9 protein-coding genes are annotated in these 12,080 nt (G+C 70.1%); 2 read left to right on the top strand and 7 right to left on the bottom strand.

All coding sequences use genetic code 11. The annotated features are described in order from the left end of the window. Positions 1-200 precede the first annotated feature (200 nt). The 5 genes from ACSQ14_RS22120 to ACSQ14_RS22100 form a co-directional block, all read right to left on the bottom strand. On the bottom strand, positions 201-2,690 hold the full coding sequence (locus tag ACSQ14_RS22120; protein WP_436016562.1) for a glycoside hydrolase family 65 protein: 2,490 nt from the start codon (positions 2,688-2,690) through the stop codon (positions 201-203). 174 nt (positions 2,691-2,864) lie between these two features. Then, positions 2,865-3,353, bottom strand: coding sequence for a VOC family protein (locus tag ACSQ14_RS22115; protein WP_436016560.1), 489 nt, complete (start codon positions 3,351-3,353; stop codon positions 2,865-2,867). 178 nt (positions 3,354-3,531) lie between these two features. Then, complete coding sequence (locus ACSQ14_RS22110; RefSeq protein WP_436016558.1) at positions 3,532-4,278, bottom strand: SDR family NAD(P)-dependent oxidoreductase; 747 nt, start codon at positions 4,276-4,278, stop codon at positions 3,532-3,534. A 28-nt stretch (positions 4,279-4,306) separates the two neighbouring features. Then, positions 4,307-6,391 (bottom strand): PQQ-dependent dehydrogenase, methanol/ethanol family, encoded by a 2,085-nt coding sequence (locus tag ACSQ14_RS22105; RefSeq protein ID WP_436016556.1) that lies wholly within the window; start codon positions 6,389-6,391, stop codon positions 4,307-4,309. A gap of 132 nt (positions 6,392-6,523) precedes the next feature. Beyond that, entirely contained in the window at positions 6,524-8,083 is a 1,560-nt protein-coding gene (locus tag ACSQ14_RS22100) for a hypothetical protein (RefSeq protein ID WP_436016554.1), read from the bottom strand. A 472-nt stretch (positions 8,084-8,555) separates the two neighbouring features. Between ACSQ14_RS22100 and ACSQ14_RS22095 the strand changes: the two genes are divergently transcribed. Beyond that, on the top strand, positions 8,556-8,906 hold the full coding sequence (locus ACSQ14_RS22095; RefSeq protein ID WP_436016552.1) for a hypothetical protein: 351 nt from the start codon (positions 8,556-8,558) through the stop codon (positions 8,904-8,906). A 10-nt stretch (positions 8,907-8,916) separates the two neighbouring features. Here the strand turns inward: ACSQ14_RS22095 and ACSQ14_RS22090 are convergent, their stop codons facing one another. Continuing rightward, positions 8,917-9,729 (bottom strand): TauD/TfdA dioxygenase family protein, encoded by an 813-nt coding sequence (locus ACSQ14_RS22090; RefSeq protein ID WP_436016550.1) that lies wholly within the window; start codon positions 9,727-9,729, stop codon positions 8,917-8,919. Then, positions 9,730-11,448: a class I adenylate-forming enzyme family protein gene (locus ACSQ14_RS22085; RefSeq protein WP_436016548.1), complete on the bottom strand. Its 1,719-nt coding sequence runs from the start codon at positions 11,446-11,448 to the stop codon at positions 9,730-9,732. A gap of 142 nt (positions 11,449-11,590) precedes the next feature. Between ACSQ14_RS22085 and ACSQ14_RS22080 the strand changes: the two genes are divergently transcribed. Next, complete coding sequence (locus ACSQ14_RS22080) at positions 11,591-12,079, top strand: nitroreductase family deazaflavin-dependent oxidoreductase (protein ID WP_436016546.1); 489 nt, start codon at positions 11,591-11,593, stop codon at positions 12,077-12,079. Position 12,080: the final 1 nt, after the last annotated feature.

The raw sequence follows: 12,080 nt of genomic DNA, 5'->3' as shown, positions 1-12,080 counted from the left end.
CCCAGACGTATTCGAGGCAGTGGCCCAGCGTCTCGCGGGCGCCGAGGTAGGTTTAGATCAGGTCCGACATGCCGTCCTCGCAGACGAACGGCAGGCCCGCGGGTCGATCTCTGCCGCCAACGCCAGGCGGTCGTCGCGGCGCAGGTAGCCGTCCTCGCTTCGCGGGCCAGTCGCCCGGCAAGTCCCCGCAGCGCCGCGACTCAGCAATCCCCCGGCGCTGGCAAGGCGAACACCCGCGTGGCCCCGCCGGGGAACAGATGCTCGACGCCCTGAACCGCCAGGCGGATCGGCGCGGCGTCGGGCTCGCGGCCGCGCACCCGCAGCGCGTCGCGGGTCAGGCACAGGTCCAGGGTGTGGCCGCGATAGCGGATGCGCATGTCCATCTTGGCGAGCCGGTCGGCCAGCCGCGGGTTAAGCCGCAACACCCCGCCGGTGGTCTCGACGCCGGTGCAGACCCGCTGGATGAGGTCGACGCTGCCGGCCATGGCGCCGAGGTGGACGCCCTCGGCCGCGGCGCCGCCCTGGATGTCGCTGACGTCGCTCTGCAGCGCCTCGGCCAGGCAGGTGATCGCGTCGGCCCGATTGGCCCTGGCCAGCACCCAGGCGTGCACGACCCGCGACAGCGTCGAGCCGTGGCTGCAGCGGGCATGGTAATAGACGACGTTCTGCCGGATCGAGGGCTCGGGCAGCGCATAGCCGAGGCGCTGGAACAGGGCGGCGAGTTCCTCGGCCGAGAACAGGTAGAAGAGCATCAGCACGTCGGCCTGTTTGGAGACCTTGTAGCGGTTGGCGCTGTCGCCCTCGGCTTCGAGGATCAGCTCCAGACGATGGATGTCGCCGTAGCGCGCGCGGTAGCCGTCCCAGTCCAGCTCGGCGAGGCTCTCATAGCCCTCGAACTGGCTGATGATCCCGTCCTGGTGGAACGGCACGAACATGCGCCGGCTGATGTCCTCCCAGCGCGCCGCCTCCGCCGGCGTCAGGCCGAGCCGGGCCATGAGCTCGGCGCGCCGGATGTCGGGGAGCACCTCCAGGACATCCAAGGCCCGGCACAGCACCCAGACCGCCATGATGTTGGTGTAGGCGTTGTTGTTCAGGCCCGGCGTCGCCGCGCCCGGGTAGGATTCATGGAACTCGTCCGGTCCCATGACCCCGTGGATTTCGTAGCGGTCGCGCGCGGCGTTGTAGGTCGCGATGCTCGCCCAGAAGCGGGCGATCTCGAGGATCAGCTCGGCGCCGTAGAATTGCAGGAACTCCCGGTCGTCGGTGATCTGGAAATACTGCCAGACGTTCCAGGCGACCGCGCTGCTGACATGCCGCTGGCGGAAGCTGTTGTCCGGCACCCAGCGCTGGGACCGCGGGTTCAGGTTCAGCTCCTGGGTCTGCTCCTGCCCGTCGCTGCCGCTCTGCCAGGGGAACATGGCCCCGCGGAAGCCGGCCCGCGCCGCCGCGACGCGCGCCTCGTCGAGCCGCCGGTAGCGGTACATCAGCAACGACCGGACGATCTCCGGCTGGCGGAACGCCAGGGTGGGGAAGATGAACAACTCGTCCCAGAAGACGTGTCCCTGATAGGCCTCCCCGGTCCAGCCGCGCGCCGGGATGCCGATGTCCAGGCCGATCGAATTGAGCGACGCGGCGGCCAGCAGATGGAACAGGTTCAGCCGCAGCAGCATCGGCACGTTGAGCCGAAACGGCTCGCCCGCCGGCTGCATGCGAATGTCGAACCGCCGCCACAGGTGCTTCCAGGCCAGCACATGGGCGGCGCGCAGGCTCTGGTAGCCCCCGGCCCTGGCGAGCGCCTTTTGCGCCGCCTCCCGCGGCTCGGCGATCGCGTCGTCGCGCGAGGTGAAGAGCACGGCCACCTTGTCGAGACGCAGCGTCTCGCCGGCTGCGATCTGCAGCTCGAAGTCCTGCGCGACATAGCCAGGCTCCGACAGCGGGCGTCGCGCCGGCTGCAGCGGCTCGTCGCCGCGAAACACCCGGGTCCGGGCGGCCTGGGCCACCTGCAGCTGGGATTCCGACGTGCGGACGAGCAGCAGCACGCCGTCATCGCCGGCCGCCTCGCCGGCCAGCGGCTCCAGGTGGCGGTTGTTGAACCTGGCGTAGAGCTTGGCGCCGGCGTTGACGACCCGGCCGTCGATCCCCGAGCGGACGGTCACCGCACCGGACCAGTTCTCCGCCCGCAGGGTGATCTCGAGCGCGGCGGTGTGCATGTCGGCCATCGACACGAAGCGCCGCTCGGTCAGGCGGGTGCGGCGGCCTTCGGCGTCCTCGAAGGTCATCGCCCGCACCAGCATGGCGCGCCGCAGATCGAGTTGCTGGCGGAAGGCGGTGAGCCGCACCTGGCGCTCATCGAACCAGTCGGCCCCGGCCAGGCGCAGCTCGAGATGCAGCCAGTTCGGCAAGTTGACGAGGTCCTCGGACTCGACGGTGCGGCCGGCGATGCTGGTGCGCAGCCGGTTGTAGCCGCCGGCCAGGTAAGTCCCGGGGTAGCGCACGCCGTCGGCGCGCGCCCAAGGCGCCGCCCCCCGCGTCGCGAAGTAGCCGTTGCCCAGCGCGCAGAGCGCCTCGCGCTGGCCTTCGCTGGACGGCTCAAAGCCGTCAAAGATCAGCGCCCAGCCGGCCGTGCCGGCCGCGGGCTCGAGCCCCGCCTCGCCGCCTAGACCCGGATCCGGAGGTGAGGAGCGCGCCATCTCTGGTTTCCCAACCCGGTGTGCGCAGGCGGGCGCAGGCTGTCAGGGCTCAAGCAGCGCCCATCGCCGAGCGCCTTGAGACGCTGGATCTTGAGCGGTCCGCCCGCCCGGCCCATCGGGCTGCGCCCGCAGAGCGCTGGGAGATTTACCTGAGCCTCGCCGCCGCCGACGCCCTCACCCGGCCGCCCGGCCCTCCGGCCAGCCGACCATCTGCCAACCGGCCGGGGTCGCCCAGACGTATTCGAGGTAGTGGCCGAGCGTCTCGCGGGCGTCGAGGTAGGTGTAGATCAGGTCGGGGATGCCGCCCTCGCAGACGAACGGCAGGCCCAGCCGGGCGATCTCCGCCTGCATCGCTGCGCGGTCGTCGCGGCGCAGCGAGACGTGGTGCAGGCGCAGGGATTTGTCGGCCTTGTCCTTCGGCAGATAGGGCAGGAACGGGTCGATGAAGCCGGAGACCGGCTCGATCAGTTCGAGCTGCAGCGCGCCGTCCCAGACGCAGGCCACCTTGGTCGCCTGGCTGCGCTCGCCCTGCGGCGTGCGCACCGCCAGCTCGATCTCGAAGGTGATCCAGTCCTCCAGGCCGTAGCGCTGGCCGACCTGGTCCATCGCCCACTGCAGGTCGTGGGTGACGTAGGCGTTCTGGTAGTGGCCGTGCAGGAACATGGGGCGGGTCCTTCCTGGGAGTTTAGGCCGGTAAGAGGCTGAACGCCCCCTCCGTCTCGCGCCTGCGGCGCGATCCACCTCCCCCGCTTTGCGGTGGAGGAGCGGGGCGCGTCGCTGCTCCCCCGCGTGCGGGGGAGCTGTCAGCGAAGCTGACTGAGGGGGCGCTCAGCGCGAACGCTCACAGCAACAGCGTGCCGAGCAGGCCGCCGTCGACGGCGACGCTCTGGGCGGTGACGTGGCTGGCGTCGTCGGACAGCAGGAAGGCGGCGACCGCGGCGGCCTCGTCCGGGCGGCCGACCCGGCCCTGCGGGGTGCGCGCGGCCATGTTGGCCTTGGCCGCCTCCGGCACGCCGCTCAGCATCGGAGTGTCGATGAAGCCGGGGTTGAGGCAGTTGCAGCGCACGCCGCTGGCCGCCGCCTCCATGGCGATGGCCCGGGCGATGCCGAGCGCGGCGTGCTTGCTGGCGACGTAGCCGAGGTTGCCGACCATGCCGCGCTCGGCGCCCAGGCTGCCGGTGATCAGGATCGCGCCCCTGCCGCGCGCGGTCATCGCCGGCAGCAGGTGGCGGACCGCCCAGAACAGCGAGAAGACGTTGACCCGCATCACCCGCTCGAAGGCCTCGTCGGTGTAGTCGGGGGTCAGGCCGAACATGCCGTCGGTCGCGGCGTTGAGGAACAGGCCGTCGATCGGCCCGGAGGCGGCCACGGCCTGGTCGAGCGCGGCCAGGAGCTGGCCCTGGTCGCCGACGTCGGCGGCGACGTAAGCCGCGTTCGCGCCGATCGCCTGGCAGGCTTCGGCGAGCACCTCGGCGCGGCGGGCGATCAAGGTCACCTTGCCGCCGAGGCCGGCGATCCGCGCGGCGGTCGCCCGGCCGATGCCGCTCGACGCGCCGGTGATCACCACATGCTGGCCGGTGAAATCCATCTGTCGCCTCCCTGGGTCGTCTTTGTCGTTAGAACCGGCCGCCGACCGAGACCGCGTCGGCCGCAGGCTTCCGGGTCCCCAGCGCCTCGCGGGCCTTGGCCCGGATGTAGGCGGAGATCTGCCGCAGCTCGGCATCGGACAGGTTCTCGAAGCTCGGCATGCCGGTCGGCCGCAGCGCGCCGTCGTGCACCACCTGGCGGAACGCCTCGGGATCGAGCGCGACGCCGCTTTCCCGCAGGTCCGGGGCGACGCCGGCCGAGACCGCGTCGCGGCCGTGGCAGAGCGCGCAGGTGATGAACAGCGCCTCACCGGCCCTGACGTCGGCCTCGCTGATCTTGATCGCCGGATCGTCGACCGCCGCGACGCTCATGTCGGCCGGTGCGCTCGGCGCCAGCACCGCCTTGCCGTCGAGCGCGAAGGTCAGCAGCCGGCGCGGCTGGGCGTTGTACTTCCAGCCGACGTGGGTGCCGCCGACCGCCGCGGCCCCGCCATAGCCGACCAGCACCGAGACGTACTGCCGGCCGTTCACCGAATAGCTGATCGGCGCGCCCTGCACGCCGAGCCCGGCGTTGAAGCGCCACAGCCGCTTGCCGTCCTTGGCGTCATAGGCCGAGAGGTAGCCGTCGCCGGTGCCCTGGAACACCAGGTCGCCGGCCGTGGTCAGGGTCCCGCCGTTCCAGAAGCTGTCGAGCTTGACCTTCCAGGCCTCCTTCTGGCGCACCGGATCCCAGGCCTGCAGCCAGCCGGTCTTGTCGTCCGGATTGCCGGTGATCAGCGTCATCGCCCCGGCCGGATTGACCTTGCCCGAGGCGCCCAGGCTCTTGGTGAAGCGGATGCCCTGCTGCTGGGCCGGGATGTAGACCAGGCCGGTGCGCGGGCTGTAGGTCATCGGCTGCCAGTTGTGGGCGCCGGCCGGGCCCGGATAGATGTCGACGTCGCTGGCCTCGTAGCGGATGTTCGGCCGCTCGACCGGCCGCCCGGTTTTCAGGTCGATGCGGTCGGCCCAGGTGACCTTGCCGGTCTTCTCGGCGGAGATCAGCTTCCCGGTCTCGCGGTCCAGCACATAGAAGAAGCCGTTGGTCGGGGCGTGCAGCAGCACCTTGCGCGGCTTGCCGTCGATCTTCAGCGTCGCGGCGACGATGTTGGCGGTGGCCTTGTAGTCCCAGGCTTCGCGCGGGTTCTCCTGGTAGTGCCAGACGTACTTGCCGGTGTCGGCGTCGAGCGCGACGATCGACACTAGGTAGAGGTTGTCGCCGTCGCCGGGGCTGCGCACCGCCGGATCGTACGGCCCGCTGTTGCCGACGCCGATGTAGACCCGGTTGAACTCGGGATCGTAGCTCATCCCGTTCCACACCGTGCCGCCGGTGCCGGTCTTCCAGTATTCGCCGCTCCAGGTCTTGGCCGCGGCCTCCATCGCCGGATCGCCCTTATTCTCCTCCGGGCTGCCGGGCACGGTGTAGAAGCGCCAGGCCTGCTTGCCGGTGGCCTGGTCGAAGGCGGTGACATAGCCGCGCGAGCCGAAGTCGCCGCCGCCGTTGCCGATCATCACCTTGTCGCCGAACGCCAGCGGCGCGCCGGTGCTGAAATAGGCCGCGCCCGGGGCGATCGCCTGGGCGCTCCACAGCTCTTTGCCGCTCTTGGCGTCGAGCGCGATCATCCGGCCGTCGAAGGTGGCGACGAAGATGCGGCCGTTGGCGTAGGCCACCCCGCGGTTGGCGGCGTAGTTGAGCCGCATCCGCGCCGGCTCGTGCTTCCAGAACTCCGGGTCGTGCTTCCACAGCAGTTTCCCGGTCGCGCCGTCGACCGCGTAGACCGCGGCATAGGTGCCGGAGAAGTAGAGCACGCCGTTCACCGCCAGCGGCGTGGCCTGCAGCGTCACCTCGCCGGGCAGGTCGAGCGACCAGGCCAGCCCCAGCCGGTCGACATTGTTGGCGCGGACCTCGGCGAGCTGGCTGTAGCCGCTCTCGTCGACGCCGCCGCCGTGGTTCGGCCAGTCCGCCGCCGCGCCGTAATTGCGGTCGCCGCCGCCGGGTCGGGTGCAGCCGCTAAGCGTCGTCAGGCAAAGCAGCGCGGCGACGAGCAGGCCCGACGCCGCGAGAGTCTTCTTATGCAACTGGTCTCACCTTCCGCGCGCGGCGTCCCGATACCCGCGCTCGATAAGATCAGACGTACGCCGAAGCGCAACCTTGAGCCGCACCTGATCGGCGGCCGCCTCCACAAAACGCGGAGGCGGCCGCCGTCGGTTTTAGACGATCCAGCTGGTCTGGAAGTTGGCCTGGGTGACGTTCTGCAGCACCAGCTCGCCGCCCTGGCCGTTGGTCAGCACGACGTGCAGATCCGCGCCCTGCTGGCTCAGCTGATAGGTCACGCCCGGGTCGAGATCGACGCGGTCGCCCTGGGCGCCGGAGAAGTCGGTGACGTGGGTCACCCCGCCGTTGTTCACGGCGTAGAAGGTGTCCGCACCGGCGCCGCCGGTGGCGACGTTGGCGCCGCCGAGGTCGCCGGCGATCCAGTCGTTGCCGGCGCCGCCGGTGATCTGGTCGTCGCCCTGGCCGCCGCGCAGGATGTCGGCGCCGGAGCCGCCGATCACCGTGTCGACGCCGATGTTGCCGTTGATGATGTTGTGGCCGCTCGACTGGCCGGCGTTGACCACGTCGTCGCCCTGGCCGCCGAGCAGCCAGTCGCCGACGCTGGAGCGGCCGATGATGCTGTCGGCGCCCTGGTTGCCGTTGACGTTGTTGAAGTGGTCGAGGTTGCCGGTGATGGTGTCCGCACCCTCGCCGCCACGGATGTAGCTGTCGCCGCCGGCCGCCGCGCTGAGCGCGTCGTTGCCGCCGGTGCCCGGGACCGGCGTCGGCTCAGGCGTCGGCTCCGGCGGCAGCGGCGCGGAGCTGCCGTCCCACGGGTGCGAGCTGTCGAGGCCCGGCTTGCTCGACAGGGTGGTGGTGTTGGTCGCGGTGATGCCCGAGCCGCTGGTCAGCTGGTTGACGCCCCAGACCTGGGTGCCGTCCATCGACACCGGCGCGCCGCCGGGGTTCATCACCATCGAGCCGCGACCGGCCATCTCGTTGATGATGGTGTTGTTGGTCATCGTCAGCGAGCTGCCGCTGTGCAGGCTGCCTTCGGCGCCGAAGGCGACGATGTTCGGGTTGGCGCTGTTCGGGCCCTGCTGGATGATGTTGTTGGCCAGGATCGCCTTGCCGCCGTTCGGCAGGTCGACGCTGTAGCTGGCGTCGCCGTTGTTGTCGTAGATCCGGGTGTTGGTGATCTCGGTGATCGAGGCGCGGCTCTTGATCTCGTGGCCGTACACCGCGTCGTGGAAGAAGCTGTCCTGGATGGTCAGCTTGGCGACGTCGTTGACGTAGATGTTGTGCGTGTAGCCGTCGCCGTAGCCGTTGTGATCGAACTCGCTGTTCTTGATCGTGATCGTGCCGGTCGACGACGGGTTGGCCAGGATGCCGTTCTGGTTGTCGTGGAAGTAGCTGTTGGTGACCACCAGGTTGCCGGCCTGGTAGCGGATGCCGGCGGCGTTGTTGCTGCCGCCCGTCGCGCCGCTGAACTCGAAGTGGTCGACGGTCACGTCGGTGTTGGTGACCAGGATGCCCTTGCCGTTCGAGACGTCGGTCGTGCCGACCATCTTCACCATGCCGCCCACGCCTTGCAGGGTGATCTTGGTGTTAATCTCGATGAACTCGTTCGTGTAGGTCCCGGCCTGCACCTGCACCACGTCGCCGTCGCGCGACGCGGCCACCGCCGCCTTGATGGTGGAGTATTGCTGGCCCTGACCGACCGTAAGCGTTGCCATGTATGATTCCCGTCCTCGACGCCCCTGCGCCGAGCGGGAAATCAGCGGTCGATTGCGGCGCCGCCGGGGCAAAACCTGCCACCTTGAGCGGATCGGGACGACATGTCGCAGCAGCGTGGCCGGGCATGGAGGCGGCTCTGCTGCGGCGAAATGACCGGTCGCGTTGGAATTTAATTGCCGAACGTGGCGCAGCTAACGCCGCACCTCATGCTGTCATCCCGGAAGCCGCGGCAGCGGCTGTCCGGGACCCAAGAACACGACGTCGCCAGCGACGCACCGGCCACGCCGTGTTCTTGGGTCCCGGTCTTCGCTGCGCGAAACCGGGATGACAGCGTGGGGGCGGCCCGCGCGCCGCTGAAGCTGACCCTGCCGGCAATCCGACGCGCGCGAGACGGCGCCCGTCGGGACCGGGCGTGGCGCCGCCGCCGGCGCCGGCCTAGCCTCGGCGAAAAGGATCCCCGGGAGGCGAGACGTGGCGCGATACAAGTGGCTGGTGTTCACCAACTGCACGCCGGGGCGCGAGGCGGCGTTCAACGCCTGGTACGACGAGGTGCACATCGCCGACCTGCTGCGGGTGCCGGGGATCGTCGGCGCGCGCCGCGCCGAGCTGACCCAGGAACAGCTGACGATGGCGACCGGCGACCCCGAGCTCTGCGGGCCGGAGCGGATCGGCGCGAAGCACCGCTTCCTGGCGGTCTACGACATCGAGTCCGACGCGCCGCAGGGGGTGCTGGAGGAGATCCGCGACCGCGCCAACACCGCCGAGATGCCGATCACCCCCGACCTGGCCGAGGCCTGGACGGTGCTCTACCGCGATTTCTGAACCACCGCCGTCAGGCGATGGCTTCCTCGCCGTGCAGCGTCGTGCGGTCCATCAGCCGCTTGCTGTTGGTGTCGTAGGGCGCGGCGCGGTGCATGGCGCCGGTGTTGTCGAACAGCAGGAAGTCGCCGACCGACCAGCGGTGGCGGTAGACGTACTGCGGCTGCGTGGCGAACTCCTGCATCCGGCAGAGCAGCGCCCGGCCCTCCTCGAAGCTCATGCCCTCGACGTAGTAGGCGGTGGCTCCGATCAGCAGCGACTTCTGGCCGTTCGGGTGGGTCCAGACCATCGGGTGGGCGCGCGACGGATAGGCCTGCCAGCGCTGCAGCTCGGCGTAGGTCGGGTCCGGGTTGACCATCCGCTGGGTGCTCTCGAGGCAGTGCCGGACCTTGAGGTTGGCGATCAACGCCTTGTCCTCGGCGGGCAGGTCCTCGTAGGCGGCGTAGGTGTTGGCCACCAGGGTGTCGCCGGTGCCCGGCGCGGCGAGCACCCGGCAGTTCAGCATGGTCGCCTTGGCCGGGACGTCGTCGTTGGCCCCGTCGATGTGCCAATAGAACGCGCCCTTGGTGTAGTCGGCGACCGGGTTGACCTCCTTGTCGAGCGAGATCTTCTGGACCTCCTTGCCGCCGACCAGGAACACCTCGCCGATGGTGCCGGCGAAGGCGAGCTGCTCTTCGATCGTCAGGTGCACCTCGGGGAAGACCAGCGCGCTGCGCTGCTTCAGCAGCTGGTTGATCTGCTCGGCGTAGGCGCCGGCGACCATGTCCTCTTTGGTGGTGCGGATGACCGACCCGACGCGCGGCGACGCGTGCTCGACTTCAAACATCTATTCCTCCTCCGGCCCCGCCTGGGTCTCCGCCGTGAGCCGCTTGACCGCGAGCTCGCGCAGGGCGCTGGTTCTGATCTTGGCGCTGCCGGTGAGGCTGAGGTCATCGTCGCCGACGAACAGCACCCGGCGCGGAGTCTTGTAGCTCGCCAACCGGGCGCGCAGGAAGTCACGTACGTTAGTTTCTTCCAGCACCGCGCCCGGCTCCAGCACCACGCAGGTGACCACCAGCTCGCCGAGCGTCTCGTGCGGCACGCCGACCGTGCGGCTGAGCTTCACCCCGGGGCAGTTGGCCAGCTCGGCGTCGACCTCGATCGGCGAGACGTTTGCCCCGCCGGTCTTGATGATGTCGGTCATCCGGCCTTCCCAGCACAGCCGGCCGCGCTCATCGATGCGGCCGCCGTCGCCGGTGCGGAAGAAGCCCTCGGCGTCGAGCGTCTCGTCGAGCGGGACGCCCAAGTAGCCGAGCATCAGGGTCGCGCCCTTGACCGCGATCTCGCCGGACTGGCCGCGCGGCAGCACCTCGCCGCTAAGCGGATCGACGACCTTGATCACCGCGCCCGGCAGCGCCGCGCCGTGGCTGTCGCCGGCGATCTCGTCCGGCGTGTTGGCCGGATAGGCGGTGACGATGGTGAAGGTCTCGGTGTTGCCGTAGGACCAGCGCGGCTCGACCCAGGTCGTCGTCACCGTCGGATGGCGGGCGAGCGGGTACTGCGGATCGACGTAGCGCAGGCTCGACAGGTCCGCCTCGGCCCAGTTCGGCGCCTCCTCGAGCCGCGCCCATTGGTGGGTCCAGCCGACCGGCATGGTGACCCGCTCGCGCTCGATCAGCCGCAGGGTCTCGGCCGGCTCGAAGGTCGGCTGCAACACCAGCAGGCCGCCCGAGCCCAGCGTCGGGCCGAGGGTCTGGCAGAAGTTGCCGGACCAGAAGAGGCCGTTGACGCTGAGGCAGCGCAGGTCGTCCTCGACCTGCGGGATCCACGCCCAGCGCCAGAGCTGCGCGGCCACCGCCCGGTGCGCGCTGAGGATGCCCTTCGGTTTGCCGGTCGAGCCGGAAGAGAAATAGATCACCCCGGGATCGGCCGGGGTCACGCCGGCGGCGGTCGCCGCCACCAGCGCCGGCGAGATCGCCTCGCCGTGCGCCAGGAACTGCGCCCAGCTCTCGATCGCCCCGCCGGCCGAGCCGTCGCCGACCATCACCAGCCGCCGCAGGTGCGGGAACCGATGCGAGGCGAGCGCGCCGGGCGCGGCCACGGCGATCTCCGGCGCGAGCTCGGTGAGGATCGCGGCGAAGTCCTTCTTCAGCACCCGGCGTTCGGCCAGCAGCACACCGACGCCCGAGGCCTGCAGCAGGTATTCCAGCTCCGCCGGCGTGGAGAAGGTCGACAGCGTCACCGCCACGCCGCCGGCCAGGCCGACGCCGAAGAAGGCCGCCAGCCACTCCGGCCGGTTGGTCATCATCACCCCGACCCGGCTGTCCTTGCCGACGCCGCAGGCGATCAGCGCCCGGGCGACCTCCTCGGCGCGCGCCCACAGGTCGGCGTAGCTCCAGCGCTCGGCCGCGCCGTCCGGATGGTGCAGCACCAGCGCCTCGCGCGCGGCGAAGCGCTCGGTCACCTCGCGCAGATAGCCGGGCAAGGTCAGCGCGCCGATCCCCGGCTGCTCTTCGAGCGGCGGGCCGTGGATGATCGAGGCGGCGGGGGGCGACATGGCGTCCATGGGATAATCCGACCAGACCGCTCGCCGAGGGTCAATCGAAATTGAACTCCTGTTCAACTTTGCGCTTGGGCCGGCCCCGGCTTCGGGCTAACTGCTCTTCGCCGAAACGATCGCATTAGGCTGACCCAGGGAGGAGCGCCCGATGAGCAACGAGACCAGCGCCGAGATCGCCAAGACCCGCCGCAACTGGGGTGAGGAGCACAAGGCGAGGTATCTGGAGTCCGGCGGGACGCTCGGCCACATCGAGGACGTCACCGACATCGGCGGCCATCGCTTCACCACCATGCTGCTGCTGCAGACCGTCGGCCGCAAGAGCGGCGAGACCCGCACCACCGGCCTGATCTACGGCGACATCGGCGGCGAGGTCGTGGTCGTCGCCTCCAAGGGCGGGGCCGACCAGCACCCGGCCTGGTACCACAACATCAAGGACAGTCCGGAGGTCGCGATCCAGATCGGCGCCCAGGCGTTCCGCGCGACCTGGCGCGAGCCCACCGGCGAAGAACGCGCCAAGGTCTGGGAGTTCATGGCCGGGGTCTTTCCGCCCTACCGCAACTACCAGGCCTCGACCGGCCGCGAGATCCCGCTGGTGATGCTCTCGCCGGGCGAGGCGATCCCGGTCTTCACGGCCTAGC

The organism is Phenylobacterium sp. LjRoot219, from assembly GCF_964252995.1.
Taxonomy (GTDB): domain Bacteria; phylum Pseudomonadota; class Alphaproteobacteria; order Caulobacterales; family Caulobacteraceae; genus Phenylobacterium.
This window is presented reverse-complemented; position numbering and strand designations above follow the sequence as displayed.